This is a genomic window from Arsenicitalea aurantiaca (assembly GCF_003994485.1).
Taxonomy (GTDB): Bacteria; Pseudomonadota; Alphaproteobacteria; order Rhizobiales; family Devosiaceae; genus Arsenicitalea; species Arsenicitalea aurantiaca.
Genome location: NZ_RZNJ01000001.1, coordinates 648,041 through 670,037, shown reverse-complemented (window position 1 = coordinate 670,037; position 21,997 = coordinate 648,041). Strand labels below are relative to the sequence as shown.

27 protein-coding genes are annotated in these 21,997 nt (G+C 64.9%); 20 read left to right on the top strand and 7 right to left on the bottom strand.

Annotation, left to right across the window (positions count from 1 at the left end):
- Window positions 1–185 precede the first annotated feature (185 nt).
- From EMQ25_RS03255 to EMQ25_RS03225, 7 genes are all read left to right on the top strand, one after another.
- Complete coding sequence (locus EMQ25_RS03255) at window positions 186–1,469, top strand: HD domain-containing protein (RefSeq protein ID WP_127187106.1); 1,284 nt, start codon at window positions 186–188, stop codon at window positions 1,467–1,469.
- 13 nt (window positions 1,470–1,482) lie between these two features.
- Window positions 1,483–2,016 carry a hypothetical protein gene (locus tag EMQ25_RS03250; protein WP_127187105.1) on the top strand — a complete coding sequence of 178 codons (534 nt, stop codon included), beginning with the start codon at window positions 1,483–1,485 and terminating at the stop codon, window positions 2,014–2,016.
- Window positions 2,017–2,075: 59 nt separating this feature from the next.
- Entirely contained in the window at window positions 2,076–2,585 is a 510-nt protein-coding gene (locus EMQ25_RS03245; protein ID WP_127187104.1) for a pyridoxamine 5'-phosphate oxidase family protein, read from the top strand.
- 147 nt (window positions 2,586–2,732) lie between these two features.
- Window positions 2,733–3,203, top strand: coding sequence for an SH3 domain-containing protein (locus EMQ25_RS03240; RefSeq protein WP_127187103.1), 471 nt, complete (start codon window positions 2,733–2,735; stop codon window positions 3,201–3,203).
- Between the two features lie 104 nt (window positions 3,204–3,307).
- A complete protein-coding gene (locus EMQ25_RS03235) occupies window positions 3,308–3,514 on the top strand; it encodes a hypothetical protein (RefSeq protein WP_127187102.1) in 207 nt (68 codons plus the stop codon).
- Between the two features lie 75 nt (window positions 3,515–3,589).
- Complete coding sequence (locus EMQ25_RS03230) at window positions 3,590–3,985, top strand: DUF2177 family protein (RefSeq protein ID WP_127187101.1); 396 nt, start codon at window positions 3,590–3,592, stop codon at window positions 3,983–3,985.
- Window positions 3,986–4,025: 40 nt separating this feature from the next.
- Window positions 4,026–4,259, top strand: coding sequence for a hypothetical protein (locus EMQ25_RS03225; protein ID WP_127187100.1), 234 nt, complete (start codon window positions 4,026–4,028; stop codon window positions 4,257–4,259).
- Here EMQ25_RS03225 and EMQ25_RS03220 read toward each other — a convergent pair.
- A complete protein-coding gene (locus tag EMQ25_RS03220; protein ID WP_158625938.1) occupies window positions 4,201–5,163 on the bottom strand; it encodes a DMT family transporter in 963 nt (320 codons plus the stop codon). The two genes, EMQ25_RS03225 and EMQ25_RS03220, sit on opposite strands and share 59 nt — an antisense overlap.
- A 254-nt stretch (window positions 5,164–5,417) precedes the next feature.
- Here EMQ25_RS03220 and EMQ25_RS03215 point away from each other — a divergent pair, with 254 nt between their 5' ends.
- From EMQ25_RS03215 to EMQ25_RS03190, 6 genes are all read left to right on the top strand, one after another.
- Window positions 5,418–6,194, top strand: coding sequence for an SDR family oxidoreductase (locus EMQ25_RS03215; RefSeq protein WP_127187098.1), 777 nt, complete (start codon window positions 5,418–5,420; stop codon window positions 6,192–6,194).
- A complete protein-coding gene (gene uvrC, locus EMQ25_RS03210; RefSeq protein WP_127187097.1) occupies window positions 6,158–8,071 on the top strand; it encodes an excinuclease ABC subunit UvrC in 1,914 nt (637 codons plus the stop codon). Before EMQ25_RS03215 ends, uvrC begins: the two co-directional genes overlap by 37 nt.
- A 258-nt stretch (window positions 8,072–8,329) precedes the next feature.
- Window positions 8,330–9,406: a 3-deoxy-7-phosphoheptulonate synthase gene (locus EMQ25_RS03205; protein ID WP_127187096.1), complete on the top strand. Its 1,077-nt coding sequence runs from the start codon at window positions 8,330–8,332 to the stop codon at window positions 9,404–9,406.
- Between the two features lie 99 nt (window positions 9,407–9,505).
- Window positions 9,506–10,072, top strand: a complete 567-nt coding sequence (pgsA, locus tag EMQ25_RS03200; protein ID WP_127187095.1) for a CDP-diacylglycerol--glycerol-3-phosphate 3-phosphatidyltransferase — start codon at window positions 9,506–9,508, stop codon at window positions 10,070–10,072.
- Window positions 10,069–10,320: a molybdopterin converting factor subunit 1 gene (gene moaD, locus EMQ25_RS03195; protein WP_127187094.1), complete on the top strand. Its 252-nt coding sequence runs from the start codon at window positions 10,069–10,071 to the stop codon at window positions 10,318–10,320. The genes pgsA and moaD overlap by 4 nt, the downstream gene beginning before the upstream one ends.
- A gap of 1 nt (window position 10,321) precedes the next feature.
- Window positions 10,322–10,768: a molybdenum cofactor biosynthesis protein MoaE gene (locus EMQ25_RS03190; protein ID WP_127187093.1), complete on the top strand. Its 447-nt coding sequence runs from the start codon at window positions 10,322–10,324 to the stop codon at window positions 10,766–10,768.
- A 63-nt stretch (window positions 10,769–10,831) separates the two neighbouring features.
- On the opposite strand, the gene EMQ25_RS03185 is transcribed toward EMQ25_RS03190, so the two are convergent.
- On the bottom strand, window positions 10,832–11,722 hold the full coding sequence (locus EMQ25_RS03185) for a branched-chain amino acid aminotransferase (RefSeq protein WP_127187092.1): 891 nt from the start codon (window positions 11,720–11,722) through the stop codon (window positions 10,832–10,834).
- A gap of 218 nt (window positions 11,723–11,940) precedes the next feature.
- Here EMQ25_RS03185 and EMQ25_RS03180 point away from each other — a divergent pair, with 218 nt between their 5' ends.
- Window positions 11,941–12,393 (top strand): MarR family winged helix-turn-helix transcriptional regulator, encoded by a 453-nt coding sequence (locus EMQ25_RS03180; protein ID WP_244606449.1) that lies wholly within the window; start codon window positions 11,941–11,943, stop codon window positions 12,391–12,393.
- 33 nt (window positions 12,394–12,426) lie between these two features.
- Here the strand turns inward: EMQ25_RS03180 and EMQ25_RS03175 are convergent, their stop codons facing one another.
- From EMQ25_RS03175 to EMQ25_RS03160, 4 genes are all read right to left on the bottom strand, one after another.
- Window positions 12,427–12,768, bottom strand: a complete 342-nt coding sequence (locus EMQ25_RS03175) for a tRNA-binding protein (RefSeq protein ID WP_127187091.1) — start codon at window positions 12,766–12,768, stop codon at window positions 12,427–12,429.
- Window positions 12,768–13,586, bottom strand: coding sequence for a pyrroline-5-carboxylate reductase (gene proC, locus EMQ25_RS03170; RefSeq protein ID WP_127187090.1), 819 nt, complete (start codon window positions 13,584–13,586; stop codon window positions 12,768–12,770). The genes EMQ25_RS03175 and proC overlap by 1 nt, the downstream gene beginning before the upstream one ends.
- Window positions 13,583–14,083 (bottom strand): type III secretion system chaperone family protein, encoded by a 501-nt coding sequence (locus EMQ25_RS18320; protein ID WP_127187089.1) that lies wholly within the window; start codon window positions 14,081–14,083, stop codon window positions 13,583–13,585. Before EMQ25_RS18320 ends, proC begins: the two co-directional genes overlap by 4 nt.
- Window positions 14,084–14,471: 388 nt before the next feature.
- The gene (locus EMQ25_RS03160; protein WP_127187088.1) at window positions 14,472–14,732 is read right to left on the bottom strand and encodes an accessory factor UbiK family protein; all 261 of its coding nucleotides are present in this window, start codon (window positions 14,730–14,732) and stop codon (window positions 14,472–14,474) included.
- Window positions 14,733–14,860: 128 nt separating this feature from the next.
- Between EMQ25_RS03160 and lgt the strand changes: the two genes are divergently transcribed.
- The 4 genes from lgt to EMQ25_RS03140 all read left to right on the top strand — a co-directional run bounded on the left by lgt (window position 14,861) and on the right by EMQ25_RS03140 (window position 18,573).
- Window positions 14,861–15,670, top strand: coding sequence for a prolipoprotein diacylglyceryl transferase (gene lgt / locus EMQ25_RS03155; protein WP_127187087.1), 810 nt, complete (start codon window positions 14,861–14,863; stop codon window positions 15,668–15,670).
- Window positions 15,663–16,748 carry a class I SAM-dependent methyltransferase gene (locus EMQ25_RS03150; RefSeq protein ID WP_244606448.1) on the top strand — a complete coding sequence of 362 codons (1,086 nt, stop codon included), beginning with the start codon at window positions 15,663–15,665 and terminating at the stop codon, window positions 16,746–16,748. The genes lgt and EMQ25_RS03150 overlap by 8 nt, the downstream gene beginning before the upstream one ends.
- Window positions 16,745–17,515: a peptidoglycan editing factor PgeF gene (gene pgeF, locus EMQ25_RS03145; RefSeq protein WP_127187086.1), complete on the top strand. Its 771-nt coding sequence runs from the start codon at window positions 16,745–16,747 to the stop codon at window positions 17,513–17,515. The genes EMQ25_RS03150 and pgeF overlap by 4 nt, the downstream gene beginning before the upstream one ends.
- Before the next feature lie 125 nt (window positions 17,516–17,640).
- Window positions 17,641–18,573 carry a ribose-phosphate pyrophosphokinase gene (locus EMQ25_RS03140; protein ID WP_127187085.1) on the top strand — a complete coding sequence of 311 codons (933 nt, stop codon included), beginning with the start codon at window positions 17,641–17,643 and terminating at the stop codon, window positions 18,571–18,573.
- 4 nt (window positions 18,574–18,577) lie between these two features.
- Here EMQ25_RS03140 and EMQ25_RS18470 read toward each other — a convergent pair whose 3' ends face one another.
- Window positions 18,578–20,302 carry a diguanylate cyclase gene (locus tag EMQ25_RS18470; RefSeq protein WP_127187084.1) on the bottom strand — a complete coding sequence of 575 codons (1,725 nt, stop codon included), beginning with the start codon at window positions 20,300–20,302 and terminating at the stop codon, window positions 18,578–18,580.
- Window positions 20,303–20,556: 254 nt separating this feature from the next.
- Between EMQ25_RS18470 and EMQ25_RS03130 the strand changes: the two genes are divergently transcribed.
- Window positions 20,557–21,171, top strand: coding sequence for a 50S ribosomal protein L25/general stress protein Ctc (locus tag EMQ25_RS03130; protein ID WP_127187083.1), 615 nt, complete (start codon window positions 20,557–20,559; stop codon window positions 21,169–21,171).
- Between the two features lie 51 nt (window positions 21,172–21,222).
- Window positions 21,223–21,927 (top strand): aminoacyl-tRNA hydrolase, encoded by a 705-nt coding sequence (gene pth / locus EMQ25_RS03125; RefSeq protein WP_127187082.1) that lies wholly within the window; start codon window positions 21,223–21,225, stop codon window positions 21,925–21,927.
- The last annotated feature ends 70 nt before the right edge of the window (window positions 21,928–21,997 follow it).

Here is a 21,997-nt window from a genome sequence, read left to right as displayed (position 1 = left end):
CCGGTTCGCCTTGCCCTCTCAAGGGAGCCTAGGCACGGTAAAGCTACCGTTCCACGGCGGCCCCGCCCTTCTCCAAGTGATGCCCAATGCTAGCTTGCAAAATATCTGTTGATAAATGTTTGGCACCAAATCGAGCACAAGTTAGAAGAGTTACTTTCTAACCCTACAACGCGATATCAGGCAGCATGAAAGAACATGAGTTCGAAATACGAGATCCCATCCATGGGATGATCCCGTTCTCATCGTTGGAGCGTACGTTCATAAACACCCCACCGTTTCAACGGCTGAGACGTATCAGGCAGCTATCTTGGACAGACTACGTATACCCAGGCGCGATGCATACCCGATTTCAGCACACCTTGGGAGTGATGCATACAGCATCGCGAATGTTCGACGCGCTCGTATCAGACAAACGCAGCAGAGAGCTATTAAAGACCCAACTTCATGTTACCGAAAGTGTCATAGAGAGGCAGCGGATCATAATTCGTTTAGCCGCCCTAGTGCACGACTTGGGCCACGCGCCTTTCTCTCACGCCGCTGAGACTTTGATGCCAGAGAAAGCATCCGGATTGCCGGGCAAGAGCAAGTTGTATTCCCACGAGAATTATTCTGTAGAGATATTTAAAAAAGAAATTTATCCGCTAATAAAAGACAATGGAGAAATATCTTCAAATCAAATAACTACAGCGGAGGTTACCGGACTTATAGAAGGAACTCCAGTAAATGCTTTGGGCGCATTATGCAAAGATATAATAAGTGGTCGTATCGACGCGGACCGAATGGACTATCTTTTGCGAGACTCTTATTATTGCGGAGTTCGTTACGGACACTATGAAATTGACCGATTAATTAATACTATATGCGTACTGGAGGACGACGATGATGGAACTTTGTCCATAGGTGTTACGGAAGATGGTTTGCATGCAGCTGAAGGCCTATTGATTGCTAGATATATGATGTTCCATAATGTATACTTGCATAAAACGCGAGTTGTATACGACTATCATTATCAGCATGCGTTAAGAAAAATGATCGGGGGGACTTTCCCCAAGCCAACGACTTCTTCCAATCTTAGAAAATATATGAATTGGGATGATTGGAAAGTTCTAGGGATGATTGCTGCAAAAAAGGCCGGAGATCATGGGGATATACTGGCAAATCGAAATCACTACAAGCTAGTATATCAAACAAGTGAGTCGCACGAAAATTCCGATAGCAATAAACTTGCTTTCGAAAAATTTGAGGCGGCGGCATCGATATGCGCCAAGGTACCTCATTACGTTTGGCGCGAGGATAAGTCTTTCGCCGCTGACGTCCAGGTTTTGGTGAGAGATAGCGGTCGTGCACACATTAAGCCACTTCTTGAGCTTTCAGGGGTGGTAAAATCTTTACGGCCCCTTAAGCAGAAGCGGCTTTACGTGTCAGACTCGCACTCCGATTCGATGAGATCGGAAATCGAGTCGGTCTAACCGGGGGTCTATCGTGGAACAGCAGCGCGGTCAGGGATTGGTGGCATATCTTGCTCTTCAGCATGGCATGAAAGGCGGACTAGGAAAAAAAGCTGCTCAGAAGTTAATGCATATTCTCACTAGCATTGGAAAAATCGACACCGGTTTCGAGTTTTCGTTTTACACTTATGGCGCGTTCTCACGAGAATTGGCCTCAACAATTGATATATTGAGCAACTCCGACGTCATCGATGTAAAATACAACGCCTATGATAATTCTTATTCTATCAAATCTACTGATAATAGCGCTGCACTTATTGAAAATTTGCGTCATGACATTCGAAGTGAAGCAGACCGGGTTTGGAACAAGTTTTCTGGCAAGACCGCCAGCGAACTGGAACTGTTGTCCACGATTTTGTTCGTGCATGATGAGGAAAACATTCCTATAACTCACCCAGATATGACTACTCGGGTGAAGTTACTCAAGCCAAAGTATTCGAACTCACATATATCTTTGGCACAGGGTCAGCTTGATGAAATTGTTCAAGTATTGGCGGCTGATCAGTAGCACGCAACCCACCACCCCCCTCGCCCGTTCGGCTCCTCCACACGGAAAGGAGCCATCACATGGCCAAGGACCATCACGACGACGACCAGCCCACCCCGGCCGAGACCGAAAACCGGATCTGGGAGCTCGCCAAGAAGATCGACATCTGCATGTTCACCACCTGGGATGGCACCCAGCAGCAGAGCCGGCCGCTTTCGGCCCGCGTGCGGCGCGAGGAGCATGCCATTCATTTCCTCGTCGATGTCGAGGGCCACAAGAATGGCGAGATCGAGCGCTTCCCCACCGTCTCTTGCGCCTGGGTCGATAGCGGCGGGCACAAATACGTGGTGATCTCGGGCGAGGCGAAGCTCTCCAACGATCGCGCCAAGATCAAGGATCTCTGGTCCGATTTCGACAAGGCCTGGTGGGAGGACGAGAACGATCCCTCGATCCGCCTCCTCACCGTTACGCCCAAGAATGGCGAGCTCTGGGACAGCCCCAACCGCGTCGTCGCGGCCGCCAAGATGGCCTTCGCCGCCGTCACCGGCAAGGCGCCCGATTTCGGCGACAACGCCGCCACAAAACTCTGATCGCTTTTTTGGGGGCCCGCGCGGCCCCCATTCTGCGCGCTCCTCACGCAAAGATCATCCCGGTTCATCCTGCGTTCAGGCGGGTTCGGCAACCCTATGCCCATGGGGGTCGTTGAACGCCAATAATCATTCAGGGAGTGTCCCAAGATGTCTTTGAGAAAGAAGCTTGCCGTATTCGGCATTGCGACTGCCGCAATTCTCGGCACCGCCTCGGCCGCCTTCGCCGTTCCTGCCACCGCCACCGGCAATGTCAATGTGAGGACTGGTCCGGGCACCGGCTATGGCGTCGTCGACGTCCTGCGCCGCGGCGAGCGCGTCAATATCGATTACTGCCAGGGCTCCTGGTGCTATGTGAACAAGTCCGGCCCCGATGGCTGGGTGTCCTCGAGCTATCTCTCGCGCAGCGGTGGCGGCTATCAGCGCCCGCCCGCCGTCGTCCGGCCTCCGGTCGTCGTGCGTCCGCCGGTCTATCGGCCCGCGCCCGTCTATCGCGACCGGCACCCGGTCTATCGCGATTACTATCCGCGCCGTCCGCATTACCGCCCGCACCGGCCCTATCGTCCGGCGCCCGGCTTCTGCGTCGGCAGCTCCAACGCCTCCTTCTGCGTCAATCGCTGAGGCCTTCGCGCCGCCCTCCGGGGCGGCGTTTTTCGCTTTCCGCCGGCTTGAAGCGGGCGCGGGGCGACGCCATTTCATGTCGGTCACGCTTTCGGACCCCCGCCATGAAACCCCATATCCGCCTCGCCTATACCCTCATGCTCGCCGGCCTCGGCCTCATAGCGCTCGAGCGCTTTGGGCTCGCCCAGCTCGCCACGCCCGGCCAGCACCTCGATCCCAATCTCATCTCCGCCCTCGCCATCGCGCCCCTGGCGCTCATCGGCATGGGCGGGCTCGTGTACGTCTTCGGACGCTTCACCACGCGGCGGTGATCCTCGGCGGCCCTCGGCGCGTAGAGATGCGACGAAGGGCCCCACCCGGCGCGCCCTCCACCCAGAGGCCGCCTCGTGACCAAATACCTGATCCTTTACGCCTGCTGCGCACTCATCTTCTTTCCCATCGACTATGTCTGGCTCTCCAGCATGGGCAACCGCTTCTATCGGCGGGAACTGGGCGATCTGATGCTGGCGCAGCCCAATTTCGTCATCGCCGCGGCCTTCTACCTCGCCTATGTGCTGGGCGTCGTCATCCTCGTCGCCGCGCCCGCCGATGGCGACTGGGTGCGCGCGCTGATGCTGGGGGCGGTGCTCGGCTTCGTCGCCTACGGCACCTATGACCTCACCAACCTCTCCACCATGCGCGGCTTTACCCCCACCGTCGCCATCGTGGACATGGCGTGGGGCACGTTCCTGACGGCGATCACGGCGGGCGGCGGGGTCTGGCTCGCCAGCCGCTTCACCTGAGGCTCTGGCCCCGGCCGGGCCCGCGCGCTAGCATCAGGCGATGTTCGACAAGATCCATTGGGGCCGGGGCCTCCTCATCCTCGGGCTCGGCCTCTTCGCCCTCGGCACGCTGCCCGCCACGCTCCTCTTCCTCCTCCCCGCGCTGGGCGAGGGGTTTCTGGGCGCGCTCGCGGTGCTGCTCACGCTTTCCGCCGCACCGCTCGGCGTGATCTTTTTCAGTGTGGGGGCGCTTCTTCTTCTGCTCGGCTGGGTCGAGCGGCGCGGTCGGTCCTGATCCGCGCCCGCTCCCGCGCCATCACCACCAGCCCCGCCCCCACGATGATCACCGCCCCGATGAGCGAGATCGCGTCGATCAGATGCCCGAACACCAGATAGCTGAGCACGATCCCCCAGGGCAGCGCCGTATAGTTAAAGGGCTGCACCGCGCTTGCCGGGGCATGCCCGAGCGCCACCACGATCAGCCAGTGCGCCACGCACGAGGTGATCATCACATAGCCCGTCAGCAGCCACCCCTGCAGATCCATGTCCTGCCAGAAGAACACGCCCACCGCGCTCGTCAGCACGAGCCCGATCACCCCCACATAGGCCATCGAGGTCGCCGTGCTGTCCCGGTGCGCGACCTTGCGGGTAAAGCAGATATAGAGCGCATAGAAGGTCGCCGAGGCGATCGCGCTCAGCGTCCCCCAGTCGAGCGGCAGCCCGCCCGGCCGCACGATGATCATCGCACCGAGAAACCCCACCCCCACCGCGACGAACCGGAAGAGCCCCACCTTCTCCCCGAGGATCGGGATCGCGCAGATCGTCACCACCAGCGGATAGACGAGCGAGATCGCCTGCAACTCGGCCAGCGGCACCACCTGGTTGGCGATCGCGAAAAGCCAGAGGTCCCCCACCAGCAGCAGCGCCCGCGCCACCTGTATGCCCGGCGCCTTGGAGGCGAACGCCCGCCGCAGCGGCGCCTGCCGGCTGACGAGGAACAGCGCGAAGAGCCCGAACGCCCAATAGCGCATCATGGTGATCTGGAAGGGCGAATAGTCCTGCACGAGGATCTTGGCCACCGCATCCTGCGTGCCGAAGATCAGGATCGCGATCACGGTGAGCGCAATGCCGCGTCCCACATTGTCCACGCGCGGTCCCGCTCCGCCCGTAGCGCTGCCCGATCCGCCCGATTTGGTCATGACTGCGTCCCGAAAACCGGGAAAGCCAGCGGTCGGCGCCGCCGGCTCCCGCCCCGTCGGTCCGCGTGCCCCGGGGCACATCCATGTGATCGATCCGCTTCTGGAGGAGCTGTGTGGATGCTGTCAAGCCTCGCGCGAGGCGCTAGAGTACGCAAGGCGTCCGCGCCGTGAATCACCGCCCGCTCCGCCGCCCCCGACAAGCCCCAGAGCGCACCGCTCCCACCACGCCCAGAGACCAGGATCTGCCCGACCCGATGAGCAAGGATACCGCCCCGCCGCCCCGCAACGCGCTCGTCACCGGCGCGGCCAATCGCATCGGAGCGACCATTGCGCGCCGCCTCGCCGAAGCGGGCTACGGCGTTGCCATCCATTATCGCGCCTCCGCCGAGCCAGCCCGCGCGCTGGTCGCCGAGATCGAGGCGGCGGGCGGTCGCGCCGCCATCGTGCGCGCCGATCTTGAGAGCCGTGCCGAACGCGGCCACCTCGTCGCCGAAGCCGCCACCCGAGTCGGCCCCCTCACCGTGCTCGTAAACAATGCCTCGGTCTTCGAGCCCGACACCGTCGCCGATCTTGATCCGGCGCTCTGGGATACCCATTTTGCGATCCATGCCGAGGCGCCCGTCTTCCTTGCCCGCGATTTCGCGGCGCAGCTGCCTAAGGGCGTTTCGGGCAACATCATCAACATGATCGATGAACGCGTGCTGCACCTGTCGCCCGATTTCTTCAGCTACACGCTCTCCAAATCCACCCTCTGGGCCGCGACGCGCACGCTCGCCCAGACCCTCGCGCCGCAGATCCGCGTCAATGCCATAGGCCCGGGTCCCACCCTCAAGAACACCCATCAGAGCCAGGCCGATTTCGAGCGCTCCGTCGCCCGCCTGCCCCTGCGCCAGGGCGCGACCCCCAATGACATCGCCGAAGGCGTGCTCTATATCCTCGCCGCCCGCGCCATGACCGGCCAGATGCTCGCCCTCGATGGCGGCGAGCATCTCGAATGGGCCGAGCGCAACGGACCAACGCCACGAAAATGACCGACGCCCCCGCCCGCTCCGGGCCAGATCTGATCCGCGAATTCGTCCGCACCCTGCCGAGCGCGCCGGGCGTCTATCGCATGCTCGATGCGGCAGGCGACGTCATCTATGTGGGCAAGGCCCGCAGCCTCAGATCGCGCGTCACCAACTATACCCGCCCCGAAGGCCTCCCGGTCCGCATTCAGCGCATGATCGTGGCGACCCATGCCATGGAGTTCACGCGCACCGAGACCGAGAGCGAGGCGCTGCTGCTCGAGGCCAACCTCATCAAGCGGCTGAAGCCCCGCTTCAACGTCCTGCTGCGCGACGACAAGAGCTTCCCCTACATCCTCATCGCCACCGACCACGAGGCCCCCGAACTTCTCAAGCACCGCGGCTCGCGCCGGCGCCCGGGCCATTATTTCGGCCCCTTCGCCTCCGCCACCGCCGTCAAGCGCACCATCACCGCGCTGCAGAAGGCCTTCCTCCTCCGCAATTGCTCCGACAGTTTCTACGCGGCACGCACCCGCCCCTGCCTCCTCCACCAGATCAAGCGCTGCTCGGGCCCCTGCACCGGCGAGATCAGCCACGCGGACTATGCCGAGCTCGTCACCGAGGCGCGCGACTTCCTCTCGGGCAAGTCGAAATCGGTGCAGGATCATCTGGCGCGCGACATGAATGCGGCGGCCGAAGCCCTCGATTTCGAACGCGCCGCGCTCCTGCGCGACCGCCTCAGCGCCCTCGCCCTCATCCAGAGCCAGGGCGATGTCAGCGCGCGCAGCGTCGAGGAAGCCGATATCTTCGCCATCCATCACGAAGGCGGCCAGTTCTGCGTGCAGGTCTTCTTCTTCCGCGCCTTCCAGAACTGGGGCAATCATGCCTTCCGGCCGCGCGCCGATGCCGAACTGACCGATGCGGAAGTCCTCGAGGCCTTCATCGGCCAGTTCTACGAGAACCGCACCCCGCCCCGGCTCATCCTCGTCTCGCACGAGATGTCGGAGCAGACCCTGCTCGAGGAAGCGCTGACGAGCCGCGCCGGCGGCAAGGTCACCGTGCAGATGCCCCGTCGCGGCGAAAAGCGCGATCTCGTCAACCACGCCCTCAACAATGCCCGCGAGGCGCTGGGGCGTCAGCTTGCCGAAGGCGCGAGCCAGCGCAGCCTACTCGAGGGCGTTGCGGAAGCCTTTGGGCTCGACGCCCCGCCCCGCCGCATCGAGGTCTACGACAACTCGCACATCTCGGGCACCAATGCCGTCGGCGCCATGGTGGTCGCCGGTGTCGAAGGGCTCTCCAAGAAGCACTACCGAACCTTCAACATCAAGGACACCTCGATCACGCCGGGCGACGATTTCGGCATGATGCGCGAAGTCCTGACCCGCCGCTTCTCGCGCCTTGCCGCCGAAAGCGACGCCGATGCCGAGGATGCCGGCACGGGCATGCCGGACTGGCCGGACCTCGTCCTCATCGATGGCGGCGCCGGCCAGCTCAACGCTGTTCGCGAGGTCATTGCCGAGCTCAACTTGCCGCGCGAAGTCCTCTTCGTCGGCATCGCCAAGGGCGAGGAGCGCGATGCCGGTCGCGAGAAATTCCACATGGAAGGCCGCGAGCCCTTCATGCTGCCCCATCGCGATCCGGTGCTTTATTACGTGCAGCGCCTGCGCGACGAGGCGCACCGCTTCGCCATCGGCACCCATCGCGCCAAGCGCAAGAAGGAGATCAGCCGCAATCCGCTCGACGAGATCGAGGGGATCGGGCCTACGCGCAAGCGCGCCCTCCTTAACCATTTCGGCTCGGCCAAGGCGGTCTCGCGCGCCTCGCTCGCCGATCTCGCCGGAATTCCGGGCATTTCCGACCAGATGGCGCAGATCGTCTACGATCATTTCAACCGAGTGGAGTGATCCCGGCATTAAGAACCGTGCGTTGCCATTGAGCGCGCAATATTCGCGCTTCCCATCCGGTGATCCTTCCGCTACAACCTCGTCCATGTCCTTTGCATCCGCCACCTATTCGTTCTGGTATTTTGGTTATCCGAGCCGCCGGCGGACGGAGGGACACGCTTGATCTGACGACAAAAGACCAAAGCACCCGACCAGCCGCCAGCCCACCTGGCGGCTTTTTTCATGCCGCCGGTAGGCCCACCCCAGGAGCCGAAAGCCATGTTGAAATCCACCGACGATCTCCGGATCAATTCGATCCGCGAACTGCGCACCCCCCAGGAAGTGATGGAGGAGTTCCCGCGTACCGATGCGGCCACCCGCACCGTCATCAGTTCCCGGCATGCCCTGCACAACATCCTGCAGGGCCGTGACGACCGCATGATGCTGGTCGTGGGCCCCTGCTCGATCCACGATCCCGCCGCCGCCATCGACTATGCCCGCCGGCTCGTCGACCTCCGCCGCCGGCACGCCGATACCCTCGAGATCGTCATGCGCGTCTATTTCGAGAAGCCCCGCACGACCGTCGGCTGGAAGGGGCTGATCAACGATCCCGAGCTCAATGGCAGCTTCGCCATCGACAATGGCCTGCGCCTCGCGCGGAGCCTCCTGCTCGAGATCAACGACATGGGCCTGCCCGCCGGCTGCGAATTCCTCGACATGGCGACCCCGCAATATTTCGCCGACCTCGTCTCCTGGGGCGCGATCGGCGCGCGCACGACCGAAAGCCAGATCCATCGCGAGCTCGCTTCGGGCCTCTCCTGCCCGGTCGGCTTCAAGAACGGCACCGATGGCAATGTGCGCATCGCGATCGATGCCGTGCGCTCGGCGAGCCAGCCCCACCATTTCCTCGCCGTCACCAAGACCGGCCGCTCCGCCATCGCCTCGACGGCCGGGAACGAGGATTGCCACATCCTGCTGCGCGGCGGGAAGACCACCAATTTCGATGCCGCAAGCGTCGAAGCCGCCTGCGCCGAGATGGCCGCCGCCGGCATCAACCCCACCGTCATGATCGATGCGAGCCACGCCAACAGCCGCAAGGATCCGGCCAATCAGCCCGCCGTCGTCGCTGACGTCGCCGGCCAGGTCGCAAGCGGCGACGGCCGCATCATCGGCATGATGATCGAGAGCAATCTCGTTGCCGGCCGGCAGGATCTGGTTCCGGGCCGCCCGCTGGTCTACGGCCAGTCGATCACCGATGGCTGCATCGACTGGGAGACGACCGTCGCGACCGTGGGTCACCTCGCCGAGGCCGTCGCCGCCCGCCGCGTCGCGCAGGGGCGCAAGGCCGCAAGCTGACGCCGAAGGCGGGGCCGCATCCTGGGGCGGCCCCGCTCCTCACCTCCGGCAAGCAGACCAAGCCTTGACCCGGAAGGGCAAAACGGGCTTCTTCCCCCCATGGCCAGATCATCCCAGCTCACCCTGCCCAATGTCATAACCGTCGCCCGCATCCTCACCATTCCGGTGATCGTCTGGATGCTGGTCACCGGCGATCCCGGCCTGCGCGCCGCCGCCATGGTGCTCTTCATCATCGCCGCCGCCAGCGACTGGGTGGATGGTTATCTCGCGCGCCGGCTCAACCAGACGTCCGCGCTCGGGCGCATGCTCGACCCCATCGCCGACAAGCTCCTCGTCGGCGCGCTGCTCCTGACCCTCTGCTGGGATGGCAGCTTTTCGGCCTGGGATCTCGTCGCCGCCAATCTCATCCTGGCCCGCGAGATCTTCATCTCTGGCCTCCGCGAGTTCCTCGGCGCCCGCAACGTGACCGTCCACGTCACCGCGCTCGCCAAGTGGAAGACCACCGCCCAGCTCGTTGCCATCGTCGTCGTGCTGCTCGAGCCCCTCATGGCTGGCCTCGATCTCGTCAGCGCGCTCATCCTCTGGATCGCGGCGCTCCTCACCGTCGTCACCGGCGCGCAGTATTTCGCCGGCGCCTGGCGCCATTTCGAGGAGGAGCGGCCATGAAGATCCTCTATTTCGCCTGGCTGCGCGAACGCCTCGACCGCGCCGAGGAGGAGATCGAGCTACCCCCCGGCGTCACCACGGTCGGCGAGCTCATCGCCCATCTGCGCACCCGTGACGAGGTGACCGATGCCGCCTTCGAGCGCCCGCACCTCATCCGCGCCGCCCTCGATACCGAGCTCGTCGAGCATGATGCCCCGCTCGGCTCGGCGCGCACTCTCGCCCTCTTCCCGCCCATGACCGGGGGCTGAGATGACCGTCCGCCTCCTCGTCTCCCCCTTCGATCCGGGCGCCGAGACCAATCGTTTCCTCGCCGCCTCCGAGGGCGCCGGCGCCGCGGTCACCTTCACCGGCCTCGTCCGCCGCACGAGTGACGATCCGGTCACCGCCCTCACCCTCGAATGCTACGAGGCCCTCGCCCAGGCGCAACTCGAACGGCTCCGCGACGCCGCCATCGCGCGCTTCTCGCTCATTGCCGCCGAGATCCTCCACCGCCATGGCCGCATGCTGCCGGGCGAGCCGATCGTCCAGGTGATGACCCTCGCGCCCCATCGCGGCGATGCCTTCGCCGGCGCCGAGTTCATCATGGATACCCTCAAGACCGACGCCCCCTTCTGGAAGAAGGAAGAGACCGGCGACGGCGCCCGCTGGGTCGAAGCCAAAGGCGAGGACGACGCCCGCCGCGCCCGCTGGGACTGACCAGACGACAAAAAGCCCTCCCCCGATCCCGGGAGAGGGCCATCACATGCGAAGATTCACCCGCTATTCGGCGGCGGCGCGCTTGGGCTGCACGGCCTCGGCATAGGCGTCGATCAGCGTCCGGCAGGCCTTGGCGGGCGTGAACCGGTAATCCCCGATCTCCGAGACCGGCGTCACTTCCGCCGCAGTGCCGGTGAGGAAGCACTCCTCGAACTGCCCCAGCTCGTCCGGCTTGATGTGCCGCTCGATCACCGTGTAGCCATTGGCCTTGGCGAGCCCGATCAGCGTGCGGCGCGTGATCCCGTCGAGGAAGCAGTCCGGCGTCGGGGTATGGATCTCATTGCCCTTGACGAAGAACACGTTCGCCCCCGTCGCCTCGGCCACGAGCCCGCGATAGTCCAGCATCAGCGCATCGGCATAGCCCGCATCCATCGCTGCGTGCTTGGAGAGCGTGCAGATCATGTAGAGCCCGGCCGCCTTGGCCTTGCAGGGAATGGTCTCTGGGCTCGGGCGCTTCCACTTCGCCCACATGAGGCGAATGCCCTTGAGCTTCTCCTCGGTCGAGAAATAGCTCGGCCACACCCAGGTCGCGATGGCGAGGTGCACCGTGTTCTCGCGCGCCGGCACCGAGATGGTCTCCGAGCCGCGCCACGCCACCGGGCGCATATAGGCGTCGGTCAGCTCATTGGCCGCCAACACCTGCCGGCACGCCTCGTCGATCTGGTCGGCGCTGTAGGGGATGGTGAAATCGAGGTCGCGCGCCGAGGCGATCAGCCGGTCGGTATGCTCGCGCAGCTTGAACACCTCGCCGCCATAGGCCCGCTGGCCCTCGAACACGCAGCTCGCATAGTGCAGACCATGGGTCAGCACATGCACCTTGGCGTCCTTCCAGGGTTTGAGCTCACCGTCGAACCAGATCCAGCCATCGCGCTGGTCCATGGGCACGCCTGCCATATTCCTCTCCCGTGGGTCTAGGTGCGGGCCTTTGGCCCGCCGTGAATTGCTTGCGCCGAGTGTGCCCCAGCCACCCGCCCTTGGCAAACCGGAACGGCTTTGGGATAAGGCTTTCGACGCGTCTTGATTGGATCACCATGGCATTGCCAAAAATAAATGTCAACAAGGCTGACATAAATTCCACGTCTGCGGCGATCCCGGAGACTGCCCCCGCCGACATGCCGCTCGACGTCATGGGCCTCTTTTTCTTTGCCTATCGCGACTTCGTTGGCGATGCCGATGCGCTGCTCGAGCGGCAGGGCTTCGGCCGCGCCCATCACCGCGTGCTCTACTTCGTCAACTTGCGGCCCGGCATGCCCGTCGCGGACCTCCTCGACATCCTCAAGATCACCAAGCAGAGCCTCGCGCGCGTCCTGCGCCAGCTCATCGACAATGGCTATATCGAGCAGCGCACCGGCCCCACCGATCGCCGGCAGCGCCTCCTCTACGCCACCCCGAAAGGCCGCGAATTCTTCGAAGTGCTCTCGGCAACCCAGACGCGCCGCATCGAGCCCGCCATTGCGGGGCTGCCGCCCGAAGCGCGCCGGATGATCCTCAAATTCTTCGTCGGCATGGTCGATCCTGCCGATCGCGGCATGCTGGAACGGCTGAAGCTGACCGAAAATCTCTGAGCGTGCGGGCGTCGTCGCCCGCCAGCCGAACCCTTAGAGCAGCTTCTGCCCGTTCGGCACCGGCCGCTCGACGCCCGCGAGCACGATCGCCCCGTTCTCGTCGCTGAACCCGAGCGTCAGCACTTCCGATTTCAGCGGCCCGATCTGGCGCGGCGGAAAGTTGACCACCGCCATCACCTGCCGGCCGACCAGCGCCTCGGGGGTATAGTGCACCGTGATCTGCGCCGAGGATTTCTTGATCCCGATTTCCGGTCCGAAATCGATCATCAGGATGATCGCCGGCTTGCGCGCCTCGGGAAAGGGCCGCGCCTCCACCACCGTTCCGGTGCGAATGTCGACCGCCTCGAACTCGGCATAGCTTATGGTGTCGGCCATCAGCTGCGTCCCAGTTCCTCGCTGCGCCGGCATGCGGCGGTCACCGCCCGGTCCATCAGCGCTTCGAGCCCTTCGGGTCCCATCAGCACCGCCAGCGCCGCCGCCGTCGTGCCCTTGGGCGAGGTCACGTTCTCGCGCAATTGCTGGGCCGGCGCCGGATCGGCCTCCATCAGGGCTGCCGACCCGATGACCGTCTGGCGCGCCAGCAGCATCGCCTCGCCGGCCTCGAGCCCCTGGCGCACACCTGCTGCCGCCAGCGCTTCGACGAGGTGGAACACATAGGCCGGCCCGGACCCCGATACCGAGGTCACCGCGTCAAGCTTCTGCTCGCGCTCGAACCACAACACCTGCCCCGCGGCGCCGAGCAGCGCGCCCGCCGTGCCGATATCGCTCGGCATCAGCCGGTCGCCCCCCACCGCGCCGGTAATGCCCTTGCCGATCTGGGCAGGCGTGTTGGGCATGGCGCGGATCACCCGCTCGGTCCCCAGCCCCTGCCCCAATTGCTTGAGCGAAATCCCCGCCGCGATCGAAATGACGAGCGTGTGCGGCCCCACCGCATCGCGAACCTCTGCCATCACCTGGCTGATGATCTGCGGCTTCACCGCCAGCACCAGCACGTGGATGAGGACGCCTTCGGCAGTGTCCTGCAGGCGGATGCCATGACTTTGCGCCAACGCCTCGGCGTCCGCCGAAGGTTGCGGATCCACCAGCACCAGCTGGCTCGGCGGCAGTCCGCCCACGATCCAGCCCCGCGCCATGGCGAGGCCCATCTTCCCGGCGCCCAGAAGGACGACCGGCCCGATCTCCGAGAGTGTCAAGCTTCGCCTACCGTTTCGAACATGACGTGGCTGAGCGCATCGGCCGCGCTCTTGCCGGCCCAGACCACGAACTGGAAGGCCTGGTAATAGAGGTCGCACGCATCGGTCGCCGAGCGCAGCAGCGCCTCGCATTGCTGGGGCGAAACCTCGGCCCCTCCGGTCAGCAGGTGCGAGTTGCGGAACAGCACCACGCCCTCATTGTTCCACATGTCGAAATGCCCGATCCAGAGCTGCTCGTTGATCATCGCGATCAGCTGCTTGATCTCGGCGCGCCGCCGCTCGGGCACCTTGAGATCAAAGGCCGACGCGATGTGCAGGGACTCCAGATCTTCCATCCAGTTGAACGACACATGATAGTCGCTCCACGCGCCCCGCACCGAAATAGAAATCTCGTCGGCGTCCTGCCGCTCGAAGTTCCAGTCGTTGATCGCGGCGATGTGCTCGATGATGTCGACCGGATGAACCGTGCGATCGGGCTCGAGGAGCAGAAGTGACATATAATCGTCCTGGCTTGCGCAGTGGGTTTGCAGGTTCCGGTCCCTCGGGATCCGAAAAACGAGACGCTTTTACTGTGCCTCGGCCCGCCTTTTCAGTAGCGCGCCGAATCGTGATGTCGGGGGACCCTACACCGGGCCGCTGATTCAGGGCACCGCGCATGCCGCGAAGCACCGATTTCTCTTGTGGATGATCCGGCCGGTATCGTTAACAAGTCCTTAAGGACGCCGGCTTTGCACAGCCCCTGTTGCCCCATTTCGGGCCGGGCGCCGGCTGCGCCCTTTCACGTTTTGCGGCGCGACGCCATGGGCCCGCCGCTGCGCCGGAGCCTCAGCCCGCACGACGCCGTGGCGGGCCCCTGCGGCGCCCGCCTAATAGTGGTGAACCGTCTCAGCCGACCGCTTCTGTGCCCGATTTGCCTTTGAGCGCGGTCAGCTCGGCGCGCAGCTGGGCGATCTCCTCGCCCTGCGCCAGCACCAGCTCGCGCAGCGCGTCGAAATCCTCGCGCTTGACCAGATCCATGTCCATTACGAACCGCTCGGCCTGAGAGCGCACGGCGGTCTCCACCTCGCGGCGCACGCCGTCGGCCATTCCGGCCGCGTCGTTCATCAGCCGGCCCAAATCGTCGAAAATCCTGCTGCCCTGGTTCATGGCGCGCCCTTCCTGTCCTCGCGCCGGCTGGACGCCGGCCATTGGCGCCCTATGTAAGGATTGCCGCCCCGCTTGACCAGACCCGGACCTCAGGGGCATGGTCCGCAAAATCTCCCGGAGACCGCCTCTTGCCCTTCCCCGACATCGATCCGGTCGCCTTTGCCATCGGGCCCATCGTCATCCGCTGGTATGCCCTGGCCTATCTCGCCGGCATCGGCCTCGGTGCCCTGTACGGCTGGTCGCTCCTGCGACGCACCACGCTCTGGGCCGACAATCGCCCGCCCTTTCCTGCGCCCGCCATCTATGATTTCGCCTTCTGGGCGGTGATCGGCATCATCATCGGGGGCCGGCTCGCCTACGTCCTCTTCTACAATCCCGCCTATTATGCCCAGAACCCGCTCGAGGCGCTCGCGCTCTGGGAAGGCGGCATGGCCTTCCATGGCGGCATGGTCGGGCTCATGGTCGCGGTGGCCTTCTTCACCCGCAGCCACAAGGGCAACATCCTTTCGGCCTTCGACCTCCTGGCCGCCGTCGCGACCATCGGCATCTTTCTCGGGCGGGTCTCCAACTTCATCAATGGCGAACTCTTCGGAGCGCCAACCACCCTGCCCTGGGGCGTCATCTTCCCCATGGGGGGCGATGTGCCGCGCCATCCCAGCCAGCTCTACGAGGCGATCCTCGAGGGGCTCCTCCTCTTCCTCGTCATCCGCTATTTCACTCACGTCCGCTACGCCCTGCGCCGTCCGGGCTTCGTTGCCGGCATCTTCGGCATCGGCTACGGCGTCTCGCGCATTCTTATCGAAACCGTCCGCCTGCCCGATGCGCAGATCGGCTACCTCTATGGCGGCTGGCTGACCATGGGCATGGTGCTGAGCCTGCCGCTCGTCATCGGCGGGCTCGTCCTCATCGCCATGTCGAGGAAGCGCGTCATTGTCTGAGCCCACCGCCACCGCCGATCTCGGCCGGCTGATCGACGCCCAGATCGCCGCCAACGGCCCGATTTCGGTCGCCACTTATATGGGGCTCTGCCTCACCCATCCGCGTGCCGGCTACTACAGCGACGGCGACCCGCTCGGAGCCGCGGGCGACTTCGTCACCGCCCCCGAGATCAGCCAGATGTTCGGCGAGGTGATCGGCTTTTACCTCGTCAATCTCTGGCAGCAGATGAGCGAGCCGCGCAGCTTTACCCTCCTCGAGCTCGGTCCCGGCCGCGGCACGCTGATGGAAGATGCGCTGCGCGTCGCCACACGCGCTCCCGGCTTTGCCGATGCGCTGCACCTGCAGCTCTACGAGGCCAATCCCGCCCTGCGCGCCCAGCAGCAGCGCCGGCTCGGCCAGTACCATCCCTATTGGGCCGACAGCATCGAGGCGGTGAGCGAGGATCCGCTTCTCGTCATCGCCAACGAATTCTTCGATGCCCTCCCCATCCGCCAGTTCGTGCGCGCCGAAGATGGCTGGCACGAGCGCCTCGTCGGCCTGCGCGATGGCCGCCGCGCCTTCGGCCTTGCCCCCGCCCTCACGCCCGACAATGCCCTCCCCCAGGCACTGCGCGACGCGCCGGTCGGCGCGGTCTACGAGATCAACCTCGCCGGCATCGATGTCGTCACCCGCCTCGGCCAGCGCATCGCGGCACAGGGCGGCGCCCTTCTCGCCATCGATTACGGCTATGAGCGCACCCAACCCGGCGAAACGCTCCAGGCCCTCCACCGCCACCGCTTCGCCGATCCGCTCGAGCGCCCGGGCGAAGCCGATCTGTCCGCCCATGTCGATTTCGAGGTGCTCGCCCGCTCCGCCGCTGCGGTCGGGCTTACCGTCCACCCGCTCGTCACCCAGAGCGCGTTCCTCCAGCGGCTCGGCGTCGTCGAGCGCGCCGTAGCGCTTTCCAAGGCCAATCCCGACCAGCAGGAGCCCATTGCCGCCGCGCTCCGCCGCCTCATCGGGCCCGACGACATGGGCACGCTCTTCAAGGCCTTCTGCGCGACCAGCGCCGGGCTCGACCCGATCGGCTTCAGATGAGCGCCGCTCCCTTCATCGCCGCCCCGGCGCTCTCGGCGCTCCCCGGCATCGCCCATGGCTTCTTCACCCGTGAGGGCGGTGTCTCCGGGGGCGTCTACGAGAGCCTCAACGTCACCGAGAACAGCGCCGACGATCCGGCCCTCGTCGCCGAGAACCGCCGCCGCGTCGCCCTCGCCTTCGGGCTCGCCCCCGATCGCCTCGCCGGCCAGCGCCAGGTCCATTCGGCCCGCGTCGTCACGCTCGTCGAAGTCCCCGCCCCCGGCGCGCGTCCCGAGGGCGACGCCATGGTCACCGACCGCCCCGGCATCGCGCTCGGCATCCTCACCGCCGACTGCACGCCCATCCTCCTCGCCGACCCCGAGGCCGGCATCATCGGTGCCGCCCATGCCGGCTGGCAGGGCGCGGTCGACGGCATCGTCGGGAACACGGTCGAGGCCATGGCTGCGCTCGGCGCCGACCCGGCCCGCATCACCGCCGCCATCGGCCCTACCATCTCGGGGCCGAGCTACGAGGTGGGAGACGATTTCGTCGCCGCCCTCCGCACCCGCAATCCCGCGGCGCTCGCCCGCGTCTTTACCCCCCCAGGCGGCCGGCCGCACTTCGATCTGCCGGGCTTCGTCGGCGACTGCCTCGCCATGGCCGGCGTCACGCAGGTCACCGACCTTGCGCTCTGCACCTATGCCGACCCGCGCTTCTTCTCCCATCGCCGCGCCACCCATGAAGGCACGACCACCGGCCGCCAGATCGCCGTCATCCTGCGCCGCTGACCGCCCGACTAGGCAATTGTGACGATCCTGCAAATGCCTCGTTGCACCCCGGCACGCCCCGATATAACAAGGCCGCGACAACGGGATGCGGGCAGCTTGCCGGCACGACGAGCGAGGTTCGCACGATGAAACTGGTCACCGGCAACTCCAACCGCGCCCTGGCCGAAGCCGTCGCGGACTATCTCGAGCTGCCGCTGACCGACTGCACCGTCAAGCGCTTCGCCGACAAGGAAATCTTCGTGGAGATCCACGAGAACGTCCGCGGCGAGGACGTCTTCATCCTGCAGTCCACCTCCTATCCGGCCAATGACAACCTGATGGAGCTGCTGATTCTCAGCGACGCGCTCCGCCGCTCCTCGGCCCGCCGGATCACCGCCGTCATCCCCTATTACGGCTATGCCCGGCAGGATCGCAAATCCACGCCCCGCACGCCGATCTCGGCCAAGCTGGTCGCCAACCTCATCACCGAGGCCGGCGTCAACCGCGTGGTGACGCTCGACCTGCACGCCGCCCAGATCCAGGGCTTCTTCGATATCCCCACCGACAATCTCTATTCGGCCCCGGTCATGGTGCGCGACATCCGCCAGCACTACGATACCGACAAGCTGATGATCGTCTCCCCGGACGTCGGCGGCGTCGCCCGCGCCCGCGCCATCGCGCAGCGCATCGGGGCCGATCTCGCCATCGTCGACAAGCGCCGCCCCCGCGCCGGCGTCTCGGAAGTCATGAACATCATCGGCGACGTCTCGGGCCAGGCCTGCATCCTCATCGACGACATCGTCGATTCGGGCGGCACGCTGGTCAACGCCGCCGAGGCGCTGTTGAAGGCGGGTGCGCGCGAGGTTTCCGCCTACATCACCCATGGCGTGCTCTCCAACTCCGCCCATGAGCGGGTCGCCGGCTCCAAGCTCAAGGAACTGGTGATCACCGATTCCATCGCCGAGACCGATGGCGTGCGCTCCGCGCCCAACATCCGGCGCGTCTCGATCGCCCCGCTGATCGGCGAGGCCATCGCCCGCACCGCAAGCGAGCAATCCGTCTCCAGCCTTTTCGACTAGGCTCTCAGGCCACTTCGGCCCGCTTGATGTCCTCGGCGAACGTCGCGCGATTGCGCCCGGCGGTCTTGGAGGCATAGAGCGCCGCATCGGCCGTCTCGATCAGGTCCTCGAGATCCGCGCCCGCGCCCTGGTGCAGGGCCACGCCCATCGAGACGGTCACCCGCGGCAGGATCTGGTTGCCATGCGAGAGCGGCAGCGCCGCGATGCCCGCGATCAGTTCGGCGATCTTGGCCTCGGCATCCTCCCGGTCCGCCTCGCGCAGCAGCAGCACGAACTCCTCCCCGCCATAGCGGAACATCCAGTCGCCCTGCCTGATGTGGTTCTGCAGATAGTCGGCCACAGCCACCAGCGCCACGTCGCCCGCCGCATGCCCGTGCAGATCGTTGAACCGCTTGAGATGGTCGATGTCGAGCATCACCACGGCCATCGAGCGGTTGAACCGCGCGGCGAGCGCCAGTTCCTTGTTGGCCACCACTTCGAGATAGCGGCGGTTGAACGCATTGGTCAGCGGATCGCGGATCGATTGCTCGTTCAGCGTCTCGCGCAGGCGCATGTTGGCCAGCGTCAGCCCCAGCTGGCGCGCCACCATCTCCACATGCCCGATGTCCTGGCCTTCGCCCGCCGCGCGGCGCGTCAGGCTCAAAAGCCCCAGCGTCTCCCCCTGCGCCACCAGTGGCACGCAGATGGTGTCGTCATGGGCCGTGCTGCCGAAATGCTCGCAGAGCGGCGCATGCCCACCTTCCTCATGCTCATGGGTCTGCCCGCGCCGGAGCGCCCAGCAATCGTCGGGCAGGAACACTTCCACGTCGCTCACATCACCCCAGCGGCCCAGCACCACCAGCTGGTTGCGCGAGGCCGCATAGAGCGAGAGCGTCCCGCTGTGATTGGGGAAGAGCGTCTTGAGGAAGACGCCACTGAGCTTGCCGACCTCATCGAGCGAATTGCAGCTCTGCAGGAAATTGCTCGCCTCGTTGACCATGCCGATGAGCTTCCGCTCCCGCTCCAGCATCCGCATGTTCGCATCGAGCGAATCCGCATAGCTCGCGATCTCGGTCGCCGCCGCGTTGCGCCGCGCCAGTTCGCGCCGCATGAAGAAGTAGATCACCCCGAGCAGCACCAGCGCCGCGAGCACGAAGGTGCCGCCGGTGGCGTAGGTCGAGTATTCGGCGAGCCGATAGACGTCCTGGCGTTCGGCCAGAAGCCGCGCTTCTTCCGCTTCCATTTCGCTGAGCGCGGTGCGCAGCGCGTTCATCACCATGCGCCCATTGTCCTCGGCGATCAGCGCGGTCGCGGCGGCGCGGTCGCGCCCGGCAAAGGCGGTAAGGATGCCATCGAGGTCGGCGAGCTTTTCGGCCACCAGCGCCTCGACCCGCTGCATGCGGGCGGTCTGGTCGGGATTGTCCGAAACGGTCTGCCTCAGTGCTTCGAGCGTCGCATCGAGCCGCAGCAGCGCCTGGTGATAAGGCTCGAGATAGCGGTTGTCGGCGGTAATGATGTAGCCGCGCTGGCCGGTCTCGGCGTTCACGAGCTCGGTCAGCGTCTCGCTCGTCAGCCGCTGCGCCTTGAGGCTATGGGTCACCCAGTCCGTGGCTTCTGCGAGCCGCGACAGGCTGAAGAGAAAGAGCGCGCTGTTGGCCAGCACCAGCCCCAGCATGATGAGCACGACGAGCCGCCCCGAGACGCGGCGCAGCAAGGATGGAGCCCTGGCGTTGAGAGGCGAGATAGTCATGTTGGTGAGCCCTGACGCGACCCGTTTGACGTCACGATGGGCCCCACATGTTACCGCCGTCTTGCTTTGGCAAGCCCGGGCGGTCCATCGCCGCAGGGATGGTTAATGTCCCGTGCTGCGGCGCCTTTCGCTTTGACTATTCCCTAACAGGTCCCCTTGCTCTATACACCCCGCCCATGAAGCGCTCGTCACCCCTGGAGGACGGGCGCGCGATCTATGAGAGCATGGGTCGCACCAACCGGAATGGATATCCAATGGCTGCCGAATTGAATGCAAAGGCGCGGAGCGGAGTGGGCAAGGGGGCCGCTCGGGCACTGCGTCGCGAAGGTCTGATCCCCGCCGTGATCTACGGCGACAAGAAGCCCCCGCTGACCATCTCGATCGCCTACAAGGATGCCATGAAGCGCATCTATGCAGGCGGCTTCCTCTCCCACGTCATCACCGTCGACGTGGACGGCGAGAAGCACCAGGTGATCCCGCGCGATTACCAGCTCGACCCCGTGCGTGATTTTGCCATGCATGTCGACTTCCTGCGCGTCACCGCCGGCTCGCGGATCGACGTCGAAGTGCCCGTGCATTTCGACAATGAAGAGCAGAGCCCCGGCCTCAAGCGCGGCGGCACGCTCAACATCGTGCGCCACACCGTCGAGCTCTCCTGCCCGGCCGATGCGATCCCCGAAGAGATCCGCGTCGATCTCACCGGCACCGAGATCGGCGATTCGATCCACATCTCCGCGGTCAAGCTGCCGCGCAATGTGGAGCCGACCATCAAGGACCGCGATTTCACCGTCGCGACCATCGTTGCACCCTCTGCCCTGAAGTCGTCCGAGAGCGGCGCCGAAGGCGAAGAGGGCGGGGACGAAGAGTAAGCCTTTTGCGGGGGCGGCCTCCGGGCCGCCCCTGTATACCGGAGACGCCCGATGCATCTGCTCGTTGGCCTCGGCAATCCGGGGGACCAGTATCGCGCCAACCGGCACAATATCGGCTTCATGGCGATCGATGCCATTGCCCGCCAGCACACCTTTTCTCCCTTCCGCCAGAAATTCTCCGGCCTCCTCGCCGAAGGCGAGGTCGAGGGTCGGCGTGTCCTGCTGCTGAAGCCGCAGACTTTCATGAACCGCTCGGGCGACAGCGTCGCCTCCGCGGTCAAGTTCTACAAGCTCGAACTGTCCGCGGTCACCGTCATCTATGACGAGCTCGACCTCGCCCCCGGCAAGGTCCGCGTCAAGACCGGCGGTGGCAATGGCGGGCACAATGGTCTGCGCTCGATCGATCCGCAGATCGGCGTCGGCTACCGGCGGGTCCGGCTCGGCATCGGGCATCCGGGCCACAAGGAGCTGGTCAACCGCCACGTGCTGGGCGATTTCGCCAAGGCCGATGCGGACTGGCTCGATCCCCTCCTCGAGGCACTCGCCGACAATATCGGCCTCCTGCTCGAGGGCAATGAATCGGGCTTCATGAACAAGCTCGCCCTTGCCGGCGGCGAAGAATCCCCGGCAAAACCCGCGCGGCCTGCCCAGAGCCACGTCCGGGCCGCCCGGCCCCGGCCTGCCCAGGTCGAGCCGCCCCAGTCCGGCCCGATGGCCGCCATGCTCAAGAAGCTTCTCGGCGACAAGTCCGGCTGATCCCGGCCGCCACATTGACATCGCCGCCCCTCCGCACGACGTGCAGCGGCAACAAAGGTTTGGAGACACC

What these genes read in the sequence shown, in the direction of transcription:
- pgeF (WP_127187086.1), top strand. Translation starts at nt 16,745, where the DNA reads ATGAGCGCCGCTCCCTTCATCGCCGCCCCGGCGCTCTCGGCGCTCCCC.
- EMQ25_RS03140 (WP_127187085.1), top strand. Translation starts at nt 17,641, where the DNA reads ATGAAACTGGTCACCGGCAACTCCAACCGCGCCCTGGCCGAAGCCGTC.
- EMQ25_RS03190 (WP_127187093.1), top strand. Translation starts at nt 10,322, where the DNA reads ATGACCGTCCGCCTCCTCGTCTCCCCCTTCGATCCGGGCGCCGAGACC.
- EMQ25_RS18470 (WP_127187084.1), bottom strand. Translation starts at nt 20,302, where the DNA reads ATGACTATCTCGCCTCTCAACGCCAGGGCTCCATCCTTGCTGCGCCGC.
- EMQ25_RS03175 (WP_127187091.1), bottom strand. Translation starts at nt 12,768, where the DNA reads ATGGCCGACACCATAAGCTATGCCGAGTTCGAGGCGGTCGACATTCGC.
- moaD (WP_127187094.1), top strand. Translation starts at nt 10,069, where the DNA reads ATGAAGATCCTCTATTTCGCCTGGCTGCGCGAACGCCTCGACCGCGCC.
- EMQ25_RS03185 (WP_127187092.1), bottom strand. Translation starts at nt 11,722, where the DNA reads ATGGCAGGCGTGCCCATGGACCAGCGCGATGGCTGGATCTGGTTCGAC.
- EMQ25_RS03240 (WP_127187103.1), top strand. Translation starts at nt 2,733, where the DNA reads ATGTCTTTGAGAAAGAAGCTTGCCGTATTCGGCATTGCGACTGCCGCA.
- pgsA (WP_127187095.1), top strand. Translation starts at nt 9,506, where the DNA reads ATGGCCAGATCATCCCAGCTCACCCTGCCCAATGTCATAACCGTCGCC.
- EMQ25_RS03225 (WP_127187100.1), top strand. Translation starts at nt 4,026, where the DNA reads ATGTTCGACAAGATCCATTGGGGCCGGGGCCTCCTCATCCTCGGGCTC.
- EMQ25_RS03245 (WP_127187104.1), top strand. Translation starts at nt 2,076, where the DNA reads ATGGCCAAGGACCATCACGACGACGACCAGCCCACCCCGGCCGAGACC.
- EMQ25_RS18320 (WP_127187089.1), bottom strand. Translation starts at nt 14,083, where the DNA reads ATGTCACTTCTGCTCCTCGAGCCCGATCGCACGGTTCATCCGGTCGAC.
- EMQ25_RS03205 (WP_127187096.1), top strand. Translation starts at nt 8,330, where the DNA reads ATGTTGAAATCCACCGACGATCTCCGGATCAATTCGATCCGCGAACTG.
- EMQ25_RS03255 (WP_127187106.1), top strand. Translation starts at nt 186, where the DNA reads ATGAAAGAACATGAGTTCGAAATACGAGATCCCATCCATGGGATGATC.
- EMQ25_RS03160 (WP_127187088.1), bottom strand. Translation starts at nt 14,732, where the DNA reads ATGAACCAGGGCAGCAGGATTTTCGACGATTTGGGCCGGCTGATGAAC.
- EMQ25_RS03180 (WP_244606449.1), top strand. Translation starts at nt 11,941, where the DNA reads ATGCCGCTCGACGTCATGGGCCTCTTTTTCTTTGCCTATCGCGACTTC.
- EMQ25_RS03215 (WP_127187098.1), top strand. Translation starts at nt 5,418, where the DNA reads ATGAGCAAGGATACCGCCCCGCCGCCCCGCAACGCGCTCGTCACCGGC.
- EMQ25_RS03220 (WP_158625938.1), bottom strand. Translation starts at nt 5,163, where the DNA reads ATGACCAAATCGGGCGGATCGGGCAGCGCTACGGGCGGAGCGGGACCG.
- uvrC (WP_127187097.1), top strand. Translation starts at nt 6,158, where the DNA reads ATGGGCCGAGCGCAACGGACCAACGCCACGAAAATGACCGACGCCCCC.
- EMQ25_RS03130 (WP_127187083.1), top strand. Translation starts at nt 20,557, where the DNA reads ATGGCTGCCGAATTGAATGCAAAGGCGCGGAGCGGAGTGGGCAAGGGG.
- pth (WP_127187082.1), top strand. Translation starts at nt 21,223, where the DNA reads ATGCATCTGCTCGTTGGCCTCGGCAATCCGGGGGACCAGTATCGCGCC.
- EMQ25_RS03235 (WP_127187102.1), top strand. Translation starts at nt 3,308, where the DNA reads ATGAAACCCCATATCCGCCTCGCCTATACCCTCATGCTCGCCGGCCTC.